At 71.2% G+C, this 15,960-nt stretch carries 15 protein-coding genes and 1 pseudogene; 7 read left to right on the forward strand and 9 right to left on the reverse strand.

The features are described from left to right. Positions 1–41: 41 nt before the first annotated feature. Together ACWDEX_RS04805 and ACWDEX_RS04810 are read right to left on the reverse strand one after the other, a co-directional pair. Entirely contained in the window at positions 42–788 is a 747-nt protein-coding gene (locus tag ACWDEX_RS04805; protein ID WP_450461754.1) for a sulfite exporter TauE/SafE family protein, read from the reverse strand. Then, entirely contained in the window at positions 785–2,170 is a 1,386-nt protein-coding gene (locus ACWDEX_RS04810; RefSeq protein WP_450461755.1) for a rhodanese-like domain-containing protein, read from the reverse strand. The genes ACWDEX_RS04805 and ACWDEX_RS04810 overlap by 4 nt, the downstream gene beginning before the upstream one ends. Before the next feature lie 201 nt (positions 2,171–2,371). Between ACWDEX_RS04810 and ACWDEX_RS04815 the strand changes: the two genes are divergently transcribed. The 4 genes and pseudogenes from ACWDEX_RS04815 (at position 2,372) to ACWDEX_RS04830 (ending at position 5,236) form a co-directional block, all read left to right on the forward strand. Then, complete coding sequence (locus ACWDEX_RS04815) at positions 2,372–2,674, forward strand: hypothetical protein (protein WP_450461756.1); 303 nt, start codon at positions 2,372–2,374, stop codon at positions 2,672–2,674. Between the two features lie 79 nt (positions 2,675–2,753). Then, positions 2,754–3,839 carry a WD40/YVTN/BNR-like repeat-containing protein gene (locus ACWDEX_RS04820; RefSeq protein WP_450461757.1) on the forward strand — a complete coding sequence of 362 codons (1,086 nt, stop codon included), beginning with the start codon at positions 2,754–2,756 and terminating at the stop codon, positions 3,837–3,839. Between the two features lie 240 nt (positions 3,840–4,079). Then, positions 4,080–4,277 (forward strand): annotated as a pseudogene (locus ACWDEX_RS04825) (response regulator transcription factor); the annotation flags it as partial. A 146-nt stretch (positions 4,278–4,423) separates the two neighbouring features. Beyond that, a complete protein-coding gene (locus ACWDEX_RS04830; RefSeq protein ID WP_450461758.1) occupies positions 4,424–5,236 on the forward strand; it encodes an SAM-dependent methyltransferase in 813 nt (270 codons plus the stop codon). Between the two features lie 107 nt (positions 5,237–5,343). Here the strand turns inward: ACWDEX_RS04830 and ACWDEX_RS04835 are convergent, their stop codons facing one another. Then, positions 5,344–6,021 (reverse strand): uracil-DNA glycosylase, encoded by a 678-nt coding sequence (locus ACWDEX_RS04835; protein ID WP_450461759.1) that lies wholly within the window; start codon positions 6,019–6,021, stop codon positions 5,344–5,346. Positions 6,022–6,319: 298 nt separating this feature from the next. Here ACWDEX_RS04835 and ACWDEX_RS04840 point away from each other — a divergent pair, with 298 nt between their 5' ends. Continuing rightward, positions 6,320–7,243: a sirohydrochlorin chelatase gene (locus ACWDEX_RS04840; protein WP_450461760.1), complete on the forward strand. Its 924-nt coding sequence runs from the start codon at positions 6,320–6,322 to the stop codon at positions 7,241–7,243. A gap of 98 nt (positions 7,244–7,341) precedes the next feature. Here the strand turns inward: ACWDEX_RS04840 and ACWDEX_RS04845 are convergent, their stop codons facing one another. Continuing rightward, entirely contained in the window at positions 7,342–8,364 is a 1,023-nt protein-coding gene (locus tag ACWDEX_RS04845) for a lactonase family protein (RefSeq protein ID WP_450461761.1), read from the reverse strand. A gap of 66 nt (positions 8,365–8,430) precedes the next feature. Continuing rightward, positions 8,431–9,912, reverse strand: coding sequence for an FUSC family protein (locus tag ACWDEX_RS04850; protein WP_450461762.1), 1,482 nt, complete (start codon positions 9,910–9,912; stop codon positions 8,431–8,433). A gap of 231 nt (positions 9,913–10,143) precedes the next feature. On the opposite strand from ACWDEX_RS04850, the gene ACWDEX_RS04855 reads away from it, so the two are divergent. Continuing rightward, complete coding sequence (locus tag ACWDEX_RS04855; protein WP_450461904.1) at positions 10,144–10,620, forward strand: Lrp/AsnC family transcriptional regulator; 477 nt, start codon at positions 10,144–10,146, stop codon at positions 10,618–10,620. 50 nt (positions 10,621–10,670) lie between these two features. Here the strand turns inward: ACWDEX_RS04855 and ACWDEX_RS04860 are convergent, their stop codons facing one another. Continuing rightward, positions 10,671–11,435 (reverse strand): LysR substrate-binding domain-containing protein, encoded by a 765-nt coding sequence (locus tag ACWDEX_RS04860; protein WP_450461763.1) that lies wholly within the window; start codon positions 11,433–11,435, stop codon positions 10,671–10,673. 58 nt (positions 11,436–11,493) lie between these two features. Here ACWDEX_RS04860 and ACWDEX_RS04865 point away from each other — a divergent pair, with 58 nt between their 5' ends. Then, positions 11,494–11,898, forward strand: a complete 405-nt coding sequence (locus tag ACWDEX_RS04865; protein WP_450461765.1) for a DUF5997 family protein — start codon at positions 11,494–11,496, stop codon at positions 11,896–11,898. A gap of 92 nt (positions 11,899–11,990) precedes the next feature. Here the strand turns inward: ACWDEX_RS04865 and ACWDEX_RS04870 are convergent, their stop codons facing one another. The 3 genes from ACWDEX_RS04870 to ACWDEX_RS04880 are packed head-to-tail and all read right to left on the reverse strand — an operon-like array spanning position 11,991 to position 15,669. Beyond that, positions 11,991–14,129, reverse strand: coding sequence for a xanthine dehydrogenase family protein molybdopterin-binding subunit (locus tag ACWDEX_RS04870; RefSeq protein WP_450461766.1), 2,139 nt, complete (start codon positions 14,127–14,129; stop codon positions 11,991–11,993). Further along, entirely contained in the window at positions 14,126–15,118 is a 993-nt protein-coding gene (locus tag ACWDEX_RS04875; RefSeq protein ID WP_450461767.1) for an FAD binding domain-containing protein, read from the reverse strand. The genes ACWDEX_RS04870 and ACWDEX_RS04875 overlap by 4 nt, the downstream gene beginning before the upstream one ends. After that, entirely contained in the window at positions 15,115–15,669 is a 555-nt protein-coding gene (locus ACWDEX_RS04880; protein ID WP_450461768.1) for a 2Fe-2S iron-sulfur cluster-binding protein, read from the reverse strand. Before ACWDEX_RS04880 ends, ACWDEX_RS04875 begins: the two co-directional genes overlap by 4 nt. Positions 15,670–15,960: the final 291 nt, after the last annotated feature.

Below are 15,960 nucleotides of genomic sequence, written 5' to 3' on the forward strand. Positions count from 1 at the left end.
GAGGACGCCGGGCCGCCGGCGGCTGCCGCGTGGCGCCGTGGTCACACGAGCGCCTCGATCAGCATGAACACGGCCACCGCCAGCAGCAGCACCGCGAAGACCCGTTGCAACAGGCCCCCCGACACCCTGGCACTGAGCCGCTTGCCGTCCCATGCGCCCAGGATCGCCGCCCCGGCGAAGGGGGCCACGACCGCCCAGTCGAGCCCGTCGGCCGTGCCCGTCCGCGCCGCGAGCGCCGCCAGCGAGTTGATCGTGATGACCAGCAGGCTGGTGCCCACCGCGAGCCGCATCCGCAGTCCGAGGACGCCCACCAGTGCGGGTACGGCGAGGAAGCCGCCGCCGACGCCGAGGAAGCCGGTGACCGCCCCGAGGCCCGCTCCGGCAGCGGTGGCCGGGACCACCCGCACCTCGCGTGCGACGTCGGCCGTGGACGCCGGCCTCAGCATGCGCAGCGCCGCCACCAGCGCGATGACGGCGAAGGCACCGGTCAGTACGGCGTCGGGGACCCGGGCCGCCAGGACTCCGGTGATCATGGCCGGGAGGATGCCCGCGGCGGCGAACATGCTTCCTGTCCGCCAGCGGACGTTCTCCTCGCGAGCGTGGGCGACCAGGGCGGTCACGGACGTCGCGGTCACGATGAGCAGGCTCGCGGTGGTGGCGGCGGCCGGGGTGAAACCGAGCACATGGATCAGGACGGGGACGGCCAGCACGCTTCCGCCGCCACCGAGTGCGCCGAGTGCCAGTCCGACGAGGGCACCGGCGACGAGAGCGATGATCAGGGTGCTCACGCGGTCGGACCACCGTCGCCGCGGCTCTCGCGCACGGTGAGACCGGCGGCCTCGGCCGCCTGGAACCCGTCGTCCACGGCCACGACGGCACGACCCGTGGCGTCGAGCAGGGACGCGGCGATCGCGGCGCGCATACCGCCCGCGCAGTGCACCCACACCTCGCCCGCGGGGACCTCGTCGAGCCGCCGGTGCAGGGTGTGGATCGGGATGTGCACCGAGCCCTCGACATGACCGTCGGCTCGTTCGGAGTCGCGGCGGACGTCCAGGACGACCACGTCGCCACCGGCGCGCCGGTCCGCGAGGTCGGCGAAGGTGGCGCGGGGGAAGGAGGCAGGCTCCTCACCCTCGCGCACCCAGGAGGCCGGTCCGCCGACGGCCGCTGCGGCCGGACGGTCGATACCCACCCGGGCCAGCTCGCGCTGGGCGGCCGCCAACTGTTCGGGCGACCCGGCGAGCAGGGTGACGGGCTTACCCCACGGGACGAGCCAGGCCAGATAGGTGGCGAGCTGCCCATCGGCGTCGAAGTTGTACGAACCGGCCAGGTGCCCCTCCGCGAACGCGACACGGCTGCGCAGGTCAACCACCCACTCACCGGCGGCGAGGCGCGCGGCGATGTCGTCCGCGTCGGCGAGCGCCGGCGGGGTCAGGTCGATGGGTGCCGGACCGGCGGCGTTGATCGGGCCCATGTGCGCGTAGTAGGCGGGTATGTCCTCCAGCCCGGCCAGCAGGTCCGCGACGAAGGTGTCGACATCCCGCACGAGGGCGTCGTTGACTTCCTTCTCCCTGCCGATGGTGGTTTCCGTTCCGGAGGCCTGGATCGAGGAGCAGAAGCTGCCGAAGCCGTGGGTGGGCAGGACCGGGGTGTCGTCTGCGAGCTCGGCGGCCAGACGATGGGCGGAGGTGTGCTGCGCGCGGGCGAGCTGCTCGGTCAGCCGGGGCTCGACAAGATCCGGGCGACCCACCGTGCCTATGAGCAGGGACCCGCCGGTGAACACCGCCACGGCCGCGCCGGAGTCCTCCAGGACGTACGAGGTGTGGTGCGGCGTGTGTCCGGGGGTGGCCAGGGCGCGCAACGTCAGCCCGGCGTCGACTTCCACCGTGTCCCCGTCATGTACGGGGGTACGCTCGAACGAGACGTGCGCGGCAGCCGGGACCAGATAGGTGGCGCCGCTGATACGGGCCAGCTCCAGGCCACCGGAGACGTAGTCGTTGTGCAGGTGCGTCTCGACAACGTGCGAGATCCGCACACCTCGGCGCGCGGCCGCGGCAATGACCTGTTCGATGTCCCTGGGCGGATCGACGGCCACGGCCGTCTGCGCACCGCCTGCCAGATAGCTGCGGTTTCCGAGCCCCGGCAGCTCGATGGTGTCGACGAAGAACACCGGACGCTCCCTTCTCTTTCCTGAATTACCCCCTGGGGTATACAGAAAGGCTAGCACCATTACCCCCGGGGGTATTCCGAAGACGTCTGGGACGACCGCGGAACGTGACCGGGCGGCGTGAAGCGCCCACACGATCGGTCACAGACCGTGCGGACAGGAGCGCCGTGCCCGCAGAGAATCGACGAGGCCGACCGGGCCTCGATGGGGCAGCCTGCAAAAGCGCCGAGGACGCGCCCGCTGCTGCGGGGCTTCGCCTCGTCGTGCCCGCAGGAACGGGAGGGACCGCTCGCGGGCCTGTACGGCGCCGTCCACCACCAGGGCGATGTGTACGACTCCACGCTAGCCCGCGTTCCGTCCCACTACGACCTCATGGGGCGCGCCGGACCGCGAGGCCGTGGTGCCACCGCGTGCATCCGGACCGCGTGCGACGGCCCTGACGCCGAACTCCTCGTCGGCCCTGCCGAGCCCCTCTGCCTCGCGCAACACGGCCCCCACCTGCGATGACCACACATCTGCCGGTGACTGTCAGTGCCGGGGTGCACACTGACCCATGCTGGAACAACGGCGTTTCGGAGGTATCGGCATGGCCGACGTACTGCTCACCGTGGGCACACGCAAGGGACTGTTCATCGGGCGGCGACGGGGCGGCGTATGGAAGTTCGACGAGAGTCCGTACTTCAACACGCAGGCGGTCTACTCGGTCGCCATCGACACCCGCGCAGGCACCCCGCGCCTGCTGGCCGGAGGGGACAACGCGCACTGGGGTCCGTCCGTCTTCCGCTCCGACGACCTCGGCCGCACCTGGACCAAGCCCGCGCAGCCCGCCGTCAAGTTCCCGAAGGACACGGGCGCTTCGCTGGAGCGCGTCTGGCAGCTGCACCCGGCGGCCGCCGAGCCGGACGTGGTGTACGCGGGCACGGAACCGGCCGCGCTGTACCGCTCCGAGGACCGGGGCGAGAGCTTCAGCCTTGTGCGTCCCCTGTGGGAACACCCGACGCGCGACAAGTGGGTGCCGGGCGGCGGTGGCGAGGGCCTGCACACCGTGCTCACCGACAAGCGCGACCCGAAGGCCGTGACGGTCGCGGTGTCGACGGCCGGCGTGTTCCGGACCCGGGACGGCGGGACGAGCTGGGAGCCGTCCAACTCGGGTGTCTCCGCCGTGTTCCTGCCCGATCCGGACCCGGAGTTCGGCCAGTGCGTGCACAAGATCGCACAGGACGCGGTGACCCCGGACCGGCTGTATCTGCAGAACCACTGGGGGGTGTACCGAAGCGACGACGCGGGCGCCCACTGGACGGACATCGGCGACGGCCTGCCGTCGACGTTCGGGTTCGCCGCGGCCGCCCATCCCCACCACGGGGACACGGCGTACGTCTTCCCGATCACGGCGGACTCGGACCGCGTTCCGGCCGACCGCCGGTGCCGTGTCTTCCGCACGGCGGACGCGGGCAAGAGCTGGGAGCCGCTCACGGCGGGACTCCCCGACGAGGATCACTACGGCACGGTGCTGCGCGACGCCCTGTGCACGGACGACGCGGAACCGGCGGGCGTGTACTTCGGCAATCGCAACGGCGAGGTGTACGCCTCGGCAGACGACGGCGACAGCTGGCAGCGACTCGCCTCCCATCTGCCGGACGTGCTGTGCGTACGAGCTGCGGTGATCGCCTGACCCGGCACCCTGGTCGCCAGAACCACACCCACAAGGAGTGTTCCGTGAGTCCGAGACCGGAGGCTCGAAGGCGGGCTCCTCCGGATCGACAGACTTGGCCCTGATTGCAGCAATCCATCTGCTCAGGAAGGAAGTTGATGACCTGTCGGTAGCATAGGGCGGATGAACGCGAACACCGGTAACCAGATCCACGGCAGCGGTGTCCGGCTGGTCTGCGGGGCGCTGGAGGCGCTGGAGGCGCTGGAGGCGCTGACGGAGCGTGAGGTGGAGATCGCGCGGCTGGTCGCCAAGGGGCTGACCAATGCGGAGATCGGAGCGGAACTGTTCATCTCGGCGGGTACGGCGAAGACGCACATCGCCACCATCCAGCGCAAGCTGGACGTCCGGAACCGGGTCGGCATCGCCGCCTGGGTCTGGGGCAACGGCCTGACGGAGTGAGCACCAGGAACCGTTGCCCTACACGCAATCCGATCACGGGGAGCACCGAATCTCCTGCCGCTGCACGACCGAAAGGGCTGATCTACTCAACTGCTGCGGCTAGATTGCCGGTTGAACGATCATCGGTCCGACCTGGAGGGCATGACATGACCGAGAGCCCCGACTTCGGCGAGCTGAGCAAGAGAATCAAGACGGACCAGCCGCACACGGCTCGTATCTGGAACTACTGGCTGGGAGGCAAGGACAACTACGAGGTCGACCAGCAAGCGGGAGACCAGATCCGCCGACTGCACCCGGGGATCGGGGACTACGCCCAGGCGGACCGGCAGTTCCTGGGGCGGGCGGTGCGGCACCTCGCGGGTGAGCAGGGCATACGGCAGTTCCTCGATGTCGGCACCGGCCTGCCCACTGCGAACAATACGCACGAGGTTGCCCAGGACGTCGCGCCCGAGTCCCGCGTCGTCTATGTCGACAACGACCCGATCGTCCTCGCCCACGCCCAAGCCCTGCTCAACAGCAGCCCCGAGGGCCGCACCGCCTATCTGGACGAGGATCTGCGCAACGTCGAATCCATTCTGGAACAGGCCGCGCACACCCTGGACTTGAGTCAGCCCGTGGCGCTGATACTCCTCGGAGTCGTCATCTTCATCGAGGACGATCAGGAGGCGTACGGAATCGTACGGCGCTTCATGGATCGCCTGCCGAAGGGCAGCTTCCTGGTCCTGTCGCACACCGTCACACGGCCTGACATGCCCGATGTCGACGCCGCAGTGGCTTTCTGGAACGAGCACGGCACCCCGAAACTGACCCAGCGCGCCCCCAGCTCCATCACCCGGTTCTTCGACGGGCTGGAGATGCTGGCCCCCGGCGTGGTCGCCTGCAACCACTGGCGTCCCGACACCGTCGAAGGCGAACTGCCCGAGGTCGCGATGTTCGGCGGAGTGGGCCGCAACAGCTGAACAGCCCACCGGTGACCTGCCGGGTCTGGTCATGAGCCGCCGGGCGTGCGGCCGTCGGCCCACGTGGGCCAGACCGTCGGCCTCGAAGCCGGCACGCCCGCGACGGCCTACGGCAGTCGCCAGTCCACCGGCTCGACGCCCTGACGCACAAGGAGGTCGTTGGCCCGGCTGAACGGGCGCGAGCCGAAGAAGCCCCGGTCCGCCGACATCGGCGACGGATGTGCCGACTCGATCGCCGGGTACTCCCCGAGCAGCGGACGCAGGTTACGCGCATCCCGCCCCCACAGGATGGACACCAACGGCCGCCCCCGTTCGGCGAGAGCGCGGATAGCCTGCTCGGTGACCTCCTCCCAGCCCTTGCCTCGGTGGGCGCCCGGCTTGCGCGGGGCCGTGGTCAGCGCCCGGTTCAACAGCAGCACACCCTGCTGTGTCCACGGGGTCAGATCACCGTTGGACGGCCTGGGCAGGCCCAGATCCGTGTTCAGCTCCCGGTAGATGTTCTCCAGACTGCCCGGCAGCGACCGCACCTCCGGCGAGACCGCGAAACTCAGTCCGATCGCCATTCCGGGTGTGGGGTACGGGTCCTGACCGACGATCAGAACCCGTACGTCGTCAAAGGGCTGCTGGAACGCCCGCAAGACGTTCGCCCCCGCGGGGAGATACGTCCGGCCGGCCGCCACCTCGGCACGCAGGAAGTCCCCCATGCCCGCGATACGCCCAGCCACCGGCTCCAGAGCCTTCGCCCAGCCGGCCTCAACAAGTTCATGCAACGGTCGTCGTGCCACGGCACGTCACTGTAGTGGCCCACACCGACAACCCGTACCAACGGACCAGCCCCTGCAGAGGGGACCCCTGGGCGTTGCTCCTTCTTCTTCCGGCCGTCGAGCCGGTCGAGCAGGTCACGCAGTTGGTCGACAGGGCGGCTCCCGACACGATGCCGTGCTCCCGGCACGCGTCGAGAAAGTCAGACCTTATCGATCACTTCTCGCCCGTACGTAACTCATCAGACAAATTCGGACGGATACCGCTCACCTGCACCCTCCCCGAACAGGGGAGCATGCCAAGCCAGTAGCATGCGGCGCCATGAGTTCCCCCACCGGACCCGCACCCGGCCTGCCTGTACGAATGCCGCGACCTCGCCAGCCCGGGCGACACCGCCGCCCGGAACCCCTGGCGACTCCCGAGGGCGCGCCCGCGCTCGTCCTCGTGGTGCCGGGCACTCCCAGCGACGCCACGCGCAGCCTGGCCGAGGAGGTCATGAGCATCGCGCGTTCCGAGCTGCCCGGCCTCGACGCCCGGATCGGCTACCTGGACGGGGACGACTCCGAGTACCCCTCGCTGGGCTCCGTTCTGACGCGGACCGCGGAAGAGCGCACCGAGCGCTATGAGCGGGCCGTCGCCGCCGGTGCGGAGGCCAAGAAGCCCGAGGGCCCCGTCGCCGTGGTGGTGCCGCTGCTGGCCGGTCCGGACAGCGCGCTGCTGCGCCGGATCCGCCAGGCCGTCATGGACAGCCGTGTCGCGGCCGAGCTGACCGATGTCCTCGGCCCGCACCCGCTGCTCGCCGAGGCACTGCACGTACGTCTGTCCGAGTCCGGTCTCGCCCGAGCCGACCGGGCCCGCCTGTTCACCGTGGCGACGGCCGCGGACGGCATCATCCTCGCGTCCGTGGGCGGTGACGAGGCCGTCCAGGCGGCCGGGATCACCGGCATGCTGCTGGCCGCGCGCCTCGCCGTGCCGGTGATGGCCGCGGCGCTGGACCAGGAGGGCTCGATCGCCGCCGTCGCCGAGCAACTCCGTTCCTCGGGCTCACAGCAGTTGGCGCTCGCGCCGTACCTGATCGGCCCGGAGCTGGAGCCGGGGCTGCTGGACGCCGCCGCCAAGGAGGCGGACTGCGCCACCGCCGGAGCACTCGGCGCATACCCGGCGATCGGCAAGCTGGCGCTCGCCAAGTACACGACGGCGCTGGGCATCGCCCCGCAGCAGCCGCAGGGCGCCCCGGTCCGCTGAGCCGCGCCGTACCTCGTCCGGCAAGGCGAAGGGCCCGCTCCCGCGGGAGCGGGCCCTTCGCCTTGCCGGGTTCACGCGACGACTCCCCGAACCCTGGATCAGCCGAACACGACACAGGAGGCCGCCGGCGCCTCCACCGAGCCGCCGCGCCGTGGCACGCCCGTCTCCGGGTCCACCGCGAACCAGGTCACATCCCCGGACCTCTCGTTGGCGACGTACAGGTATCCCTCCGACCAGGCGATCGCCCGCGGCCAGATACCGCCGCACGGCACCGTGGTCACCCGCCTCAGCACGTCACCCTCGACGGCGAGCACGGACAGCGTGTCCTGTCCGCGTGTCGCGGTCCACACGAAGCGTCCGTCGGGCGAGGCCACGATCCCCGACGGGTAGGCGTCACCGGCGGGCGCGTCGGGCAGCACGGGCGTCTCGGCGACCGGTTTCAGCACGCCGCCCCTGGCGTCCCAGTGGCAGACGGTGACAGTCGGCGCCAGTTCGTTGAGGACGTACGCGCGCTCCCCGTCCGGATGGAAGGCCAGGTGGCGCGGCCCGGAGCCGGGACGCAGCACGGTCTCCCGGTGCAGCCGCCAGGCACCGCCCTCCAGCGCGCACACTCGGACGGAGTCCGTCCCGAGGTCGACGCTCACGATCCATCGGCCGCTCGGGTCGGCCTGCACCTGGTGGGCGTGCGGCCCCTCCTGCCGCTGCCGAACCGGCCCCGAGCCCTCGTGCCGGAGCACCGTCGGCACGGCCGTCGCCAGGGTGCCGTCGGCGCGCAGCGGGACGGCGGTGACGCTGCCGGAACCGTAGTTGGCGGTCAGGACATGGCCGGCGTGCAGGCTCAGGTGGGTGGGCGCGCTGCCGCCGACGAGGGCGGGCGGACCGGCGAGTGCAGGCCCGTCAGCGTCGAGGCGGTAGGCGGCGACCGCGCCCGCGGTGGCCTCGCTGACCGCGTACAGCATGTCTCCGCAGAGCGCGAGGTACGACGGGTCGGGCACCGCGTCCACCGCGCTCAGGACGGTCAGCGCCCCGCTGTCCGGATGCACGGCGGCCGTGAGGACGCCACGCCCTCCCGCCGCGGTGAAGGAGCCGATGTACGCCCGCCGCCGCCTGTCGTCGTCCACTGTCGTCCCCTCCGTCGACGCTTTACCGGGACGACGGTAGCAGTAGGTCTAGACCAAAATGCCGTATCAGGCCCGGGCCGGCGACGAGGCGTGCAGCGGTGCGGCCAGGGCCACCAGGGACAGTTCCAGGCCGTACAGGTGAGCGAGAGCCCGTTCGGCACCGGGGTGACGGTCCGGGACACCCGAAGGGGCCGCGAGGGGGCGCCCGGGGAGCCCGCCGAGCAGCGCCTCCACCGCGGCCTCGACGCGTCGGCACGCATCCATGAGACGGGCGTCGTGTGAGGCGTCCGGGTCGGCCGCGACAGCGACGAGACCGTGCGTTCGGCGGGCGCAGTCGTCGAGCAGGGCGAGCACCCGAAGGGCCCGGGCCTTGCGGGCCCGCAGCGGGTTCAGCGGATGCACCAGCGGCGCGAGCGCCGACCGTACGCGCCCCAGAAGCGCTTCGAGCTCCGCCGCGTGGGACGCAGGGTCCGCCTCCGGGTCACCCGCGAGCCGCCGCGCCGTCGCGGCGGTGCAACCGTGAACGGCGTGCAGGGCGCGGTGCACCCACTGGTCGGTGACCACGTGCGTGGTGATCGGCAGGACAAGCGCGACGGCGAGCGCGGCACTCAGCGCGCCGACACCCGTCTCCGCGAGGCGCAGAGCGAGCAGCTCCGGGCGCAGAACACCGAGGAGGCCGTAGAGCAGGCTCGCCAGGACGGTGACGAAGAACATCATCCAGCTGTAGGACAGCGCCGCTGTGTAGAAGATCCCGAACACGCAGACAGCGACGAGCGCGGCCGAGGACACCGGGGCACCGTGCAGCGGCACGGCGACCAGCAGCCCGGCAGCGATACCGGTGACCGTGCCGACGACGCGCCGGAAGCCGCGTATCAGCGTCTCACCGCGCGAGGCGGTGTTCACGAAGATCCACCAGACCGTGGCGACGGCCCAGTACCAGCGCTCGTGCGACACAGCCTCGCCCACGATGATCGCGACGGCGCACGCGGCGATCGCCTGGAACGCCTGGCGGGTGGCGGGTCGGGCGAGTCCACGCCCGTCGAGCGGGGCGGGCGCGGCGGGCGACGGCGTACCGCGCTCGACGCACCACACACCGAACCGCACCACCGAGGTGGTGGCAAGCGCCAGCATCACGGCCGCGCACAGCTCCGGCAGCCGGCCGGGGACGACGTGCAGGAGCAGCGCGACGAAGAAGGCCATGAACGCGAAGACGCCGAGCGCATGGCCCCGCGGCCCCCAGCGGCGCGCGTACACGCCGATGAAGACCACCGCCAGCCAGGCCGCGTCCCGCAGCGCCTGCACACCGTGCAGGGTGGCCCCGAGCGCGAGCACGGGGAGACCGACGGCGGGAAGCAGCGCGGTGGTGACCGCCTGCCCCCGCACGGTCGGGTCGGCGACGGTGAACAGCGCGAGAAGGGCGGCCAGCCCGCCGGTGATCGAGGCGGGCCGGGACAGTCCGGCCATCTCGCACACCATTACGGCGAGGCCGATCCCCAGCACCGCGCGCGTCGAGACGCGTAGCCGGAACAGCCCTGGGTCCGTGAGCATCTTCTTCACCGTCGGCTGCCCGCCTCCACTTCGTGATCGGTGCCGTGTCGGACATGGGAATGGCGCCACGGGCAGGGACCCCGGCTTCGTTACCGGTCCCGCGCTGCGCGGCGCCATTGATACATACAAGGAAAGCAAAGGGTTGGCAGTGGCTCAACCGAGGCACCATTCACTGTGCCATTGGTACAGTCAAGGAGATCCACTTGTATGGCACAGGGAGGCCAACGGTCCATGGCGGTGGACGCACTCGACACCCGCATTCTGCGGCTGCTGCTCCAGCAGCCCCGTACCAGTGTCCGTGAGTACGCGCGCATCCTGGGCATCGCGCGAGGCACACTGCAGGCCCGGCTGGACCGGTTGGAGCGCGACGGGGTGATCACCGGTACTGGTCCCGTCCTGTCCCCCGCTGCACTCGGGCACCCCGTACTCGCGTTCGTCCACATCGAGGTCACCCAGGGGCACCTGGACGAGGTGGGCGACGCCCTCTCGGCCGTACCGGAGATCGTCGAGGCGTTCTCGATCACCGGGGGCGGTGACCTGATGACCCGGGTGGTGGCGCGGGACAACGCGCATCTGGAGGACGTCATCCAGGCGCTGATCAGCCTGCCCGGGGTCGTCCGCACCCGAACGGAGGTGGCGCTGCGCGAGCGCGTGCCCCACCGGCTGCTGCCCCTGGTGGAGTCGATCGGCCGCACAGCCGCGAACTGAGTACGCCCCACCGGGCCGGCCGCCGCCCGAGCGGCCGAGGAACCCGCCGGCTACGACCGGCGCCGCGGCCTGCCCCGCCTGCCGCCCTTGGGGCCTCCGGAACCGCTCCGTGGGCTCCGGCCCGTCGGTTTTCCCACCGCGGGCTTCCGTCGGGCGCCGGCCGCGTCGGGGCGTTCGCGCTCCGACTGCTTCGGAGTCCCGGCGGTGCGGCCCCGCCAACTGTTGATCGTCCGTCCACGGACGATCCCGATGAAGTCCTCGACCAGGTCGGTGGTCGCGTCCTCGGGCCACGACAGCGCGACGCTCGACTGCGGCGCGTCCACGACCGTCCGGTATGTGAGGTCCCGGCGATGGTGCAGACGCGCCAGGGACTGCGGGACGAGGAGCAGGCCCACGCCCGCCGCCACGAGTTCGACGGCGTCGGCCGTCGTGGCGGGCCGCTCGAACGCGGGCAGGCCCGGCGGCCCCTCCCAGCCGAGGACGTCGTCGAGGGGGTGGAAGACGACCTCGTCGGCGAGATCCTCGAGGGACACCTCGTCCGCCGCCGTCACGACGTGGTCCTTGGGGACCACGACCACGGTCGTCTCGGTGTAGAGGGGGATCGCACTGAAGACCGTGCGGTCGACCGGCAGCCGTACGAGCCCCGCGTCCGCCTCTCCGCCACGCAACACATCGGACGCTTCGGCGGCTGAGACCTGGACGAGGGCCAAGGGGACATCGGGCAGGCGCTCGTTCCAGGTCCGGACCCACTTGGCGGGTGTCACCCCGGGGACGTACGCGAGCCGGAACGAGGGGGATGCTTCCGTGCCTGTCACCCCGCCAGGTTACCGGGCGTGGTCAGAGGTCTCGCACACGGCCGATAGTCTGGACACCATGAAGTCGCACCAGACCACCCAGACGATGAAGCCCGCGACCGCGGCGAAGAAGCTGGGTGTGTACCTCCCCGCCACCCCCGCCGAGTTCCAGGAGGGTGTCGTCTCGCGCGCCGAGCTGAACGAGCTCCAGGCGAATCCGCCCGAGTGGCTGCGGGAGCTTCGGCACAACGGCCCGCATCCCCGCCCGGTGGTCGCGGCGAAGCTGGGCGTCTCCATCGCGGGCCTCGCGCGCGGCGGGATCGTGGAGCCCCTCACCACCGAGCAGATCGAGGCGCTGAAGCAGGCCCGGCCCGAGTGGCTGGAGAAGGAGCGCGCCACCCAGGCCGAGGTCCGCAAGGAAGCGGCTCGCATCAAGAAGAAGAACGCCGAAAAAGCCGAGCAGGCGCGCGGGCCGCGTCCCTGACCTCTTTCCTCACCTTCCGCGGCCCCTGGACGGGCCCCTGAGGGCGGACACGGCCGCAGACACGCACCGGTGCGGCTTCTTCCCGGGCGATGTCAAGCATCCCGTGCCGCATCGCCCGCGGTCAGGACACGGTCGGGCCGGATGGGCAGGTTCCGGTGGCGAACACCGGTCGCGTGCCAGACCGCGTTGGCGATCGCCGCGGCGGCGCCCACGATGCCGACCTCCCCGATGCCCTTGATCCCGACCGGGTCGTCCGGGTCCGGGTCGTCCACCCAGTCAGCCTCGACGAGCGGTACGTCCGCGTGCGTGGCGACGTGGTAACCCGCGAGATCGGCACCGACATGGCCGCCCGAGGCCTGGTCTCGGACTGCTTCCTCGTGCAGGGCCATGGAGATGCCCCAGATCATTCCGCCGACGAGCTGGTTGCGCGCCGTGAGCGGGTTGACGATCCGGCCCGCCGCGAAGATGGCGAGCATGCGCCGCACTCGCACCTCGCCGGTGGCGACGTCCACGGCGACCTCGGCGAACTGCGCTCCGAAGGAGTGCCGTTCCTTCTGTGCGAGGGCACGGACGGCCTCGGCGGTGTCGGAACGTACCGTGATTCCCTCAGACGGAATCCCGAAGCCCAGGGCGAGCCGTTCGCGCAGCTCCCCGGCGGCGGCCGTGACCGCCCATGCCCAGGAGCGGGTTCCCATCGACCCGCCGGCGATCATCGCCGGTCCGAAGTCGCTGTCCCCGATCCGCACCCGTACACGCTCCGGCGCCACCTCGAGTGCGTCGGCGGCGACCAAGGTGATCGCGGTCCGTGCGCCGGTACCGATGTCCGCCGCCGCGATCCGCACGGTGAAGGTTCCGTCCGGCTTCGCCGTCACGGCAGCCGTGGAGGGCCCGGCTCCGGAGGGGAAGGACGCCGCCGCCGTGCCGGTGCCGAGCAGCCAGCGCCCCTCACGGCGCAGACCGGGCCGCGGATCCCGGTCCGTCCAGCCGAACCTGCGGGCGCCCTCCCGGAAACAGGCGAGCAACCGGCGGCTGCTGAACGGCAGCCCGGAGACGGGCCCCCGCTCGGGCTCGTTGCGCGCACGCAACGCGATCGGGTCGATGCCGCACTTCTCGGCGAGTTCGTCGAACGCCGACTCCAGCGCGAACGACCCCGGCGCCTCGCCCGGAGCGCGCATCCACGTCGGTGTCGGCACATCGAGCCGTACGAACCGGTCGGACGTGCGATGGGCGTCGGCGTCGTACATCACCTGTCCCACCCCGCTGCACGGCTCGATGAACTCGCGCATCGTCGAGGTGAGGTTCATGGAGCGGTGATCCAGCGCGCGCAGCCGCCCGTCGGCGTCGGCACCCAGCCTGATCCGCTGCGTCGTAGGGCTGCGGTAGCCGGTGAGCGAGAACATCTGACGTCGCGTCAAGACGACCCGGACCGGGCGCTGGAGGACGGTGGCGGCCATCACGGCGGCCACCTGATGGGCGCGGGCCTGCTTGCTCCCGAAGGCACCGCCGACGTGTTCGGACCGCACCCGTACCGAGGTCGGGTCGAGCGAGAAGAGTTTCGCGAGTTCCCTCGCGACCCAGGTGGTGCCCTGGTTGGAGTCGACGACCTCGAGTCGGCCACCCTCCCAACGGGCCATCGCCGCATGGGGCTCCATCATGGCGTGGTGTTCTTCCGGGGTGGTGTACTCCGCGTCCACGACGACGGCGGACGCGGCGAGTTCGGACTCCAGGTCGCCCTTCTCCGTCACGGCCGGCGCAGGAGTGTCCGGCGGGTATGACTCCGGCTGTTCGCCGGGGAAGGCGATGTCGTGCGGCTCCTCCTCGTAGTGCACCACGAGCGCTTCCGCGGCCTCCCGGGCCTGCTCGGACGTCTCGGCGACGACCAGCGCCACGGGCCAGCCCACGTGTGGCACCCGGTCGTGCTGGAAGACGGCGACGGTCGGGTCCGGCGGAACTCCCAGCAGGCCGATGAAGTCACTGTCGACACGCGGGGCGTTCTGATGGTGCAGGACCGCGAGGACACCCGGCATCCCGAGGACGGGAGCGGTCTCCATCGAACGGATGCGGCCGCGGGCCACGGTGGACAGCACCAGCCAGCCGTGGGCGAGTTCGGCGAAGGGGATCTCTCCCGCGTAGCGCGCCGCCCCGGTGACCTTGGCCCGGCCCTCCACACGGGTGTGCGCGGTACCGACGGCGCCCTTCCCCGTGGTGGATCCAGCGGTGGCGGTGGTCATCGGGCGGCCTCCTCGGCGAGCTCGGTCAGGACGGCCACCACGAGGTTGCGCGTCAGTGTCACCTTGTATCCGTTGTGGATCAGCGGTTTCGCCGCCGCGAGTTCGGCGTCCGCGGCGGCGGCGAAGCTCTCGCTGTCGGCCCGCGCCCCGGTCAGCACCCGTTCGGCCGCCCGGGCCCGCCACGGCCGCGACGCGACCGCCCCGAACGCCAGACGCACATCACGTACGACGTCGTCCTGGACGTCGAGCGCGGCGGCGACCGACCCGATCGCGAACGCGTACGAGGCTCGCTCGCGCACCTTCCGGTAGCGTGAGCGGGCAGCGACCGGAGCGGGCGGCAGGGTGACACCGGTGATCAGCGCTCCCGGCGGCAGGGCGGTCTCCAGGTGCGGGGTGTCGCCCACCGGCAGATAGAAGTCGGCGAGCCGCAACTCGCCCGGCCCGCCGGTCGTTTCGTACGAGACGACGGCGTCGAAGGCCGCCAGCGCCACGCCCATGTCCGAGGGGTGGACGGCCACGCAGTGGTGAGAGGCGCCCAGGATCGCGTGGTTGCGGTGATCGCCCTCGAGTGCGGAACACCCGCTGCCGGGGACACGCTTGTTGCACGGTCTGGTCACGTCGGCGAAGTAGCCGCAGCGGGTGCGTTGGAGAAGGTTCCCGCCGACCGTGGCCATGTTGCGCAGTTGCCCGGAGGCACCGGCCAGTACCGCCTGCGCCAACGCCGGGTAGCGGCGACGGACTTCGGGGTGGGCGGCGAGAGCGCTGTTCGTGACCGTCGCGCCGATGCGCAGGCCACCGTCCTTCGCCGACTCGATCTGGTCCAAGGGGAGTTCACGCACGTCGATGAGCCGGGCGGGACGCTCGACGCCGGTCTTCATCAGGTCGACGAGATTGGTGCCGCCGCCGAGATAGCGTGCGTCCGCATCGGCATCGAGCAGCGCGACCGCGCCGGCGACGTCGGACGCCCTCTGATAGCCGAACTCCCTCATGCCACCGCCTCCGCGTCCTCAGCCCCGACCGCGGCCGCCCGAGCCACCGCCTGGACGATCGACACATAGGCGCCGCAGCGGCACAGGTTGCCGCTCATGCGCTCCCGGATCTCGTCGGCGGTCAGCAGTGGGGGCCCCGCATCGGGCCGGATGTCGTCGGTCACGGCGCTCGGCCACCCCGCCGCATGCTCCCTGATCACCGCGATGGCCGAGCAGATCTGCCCCGGCGTGCAGTACCCGCACTGGTAGCCGTCAAGGTCGAGGAACGCCTGCTGCACGGGGTGCAGCCGCTCCCCTTCCGACACTCCTTCGATGGTGGTGATCTCGCGCCCCTCGGCCGCCACCGCGAGCTGTAGGCAGGCCACGGCCCGACGCCCGTCGAGCAGGACGGTGCAGGCACCACACTGCCCCTGGTCACAGCCCTTCTTGGTACCGGTCAGATCGAGGCGCTCACGCAGGGCGTCGAGCAGGGTGGTGCGGTGGTCCACGGACAGCGTGTACTTCTCGCCGTTGATGTTCAAGGTGATGGCACTGGACGTCGGTGGAGCCATGATCAACCTTCTTTCGCGTAACCGGAACCTGTCGAGGGGCAGCCCGGGAGACAGACGAATCAGGAGACAGGGAGACGACGTTGTACGTAGCGATGGTGCTTCGGAAACAAGCAGGGTACGGGGAAGGAACGCCGAGTGCAGCGGTCACCGGCTGCTCCCATCGGCCGCAACCACCGCTATGGAGGAGTTGATTGTGCTGTGCGAAGTCCGTCCTGGCCCCCGGGTAGTGTGCTCGGGGCCGGTGGAAGAGAAACACGTGGACAGCCCCCGCCGCTCCCGGCAGAGTGGCCG

Source organism: Streptomyces sp. NPDC001020 (assembly GCF_053599115.1).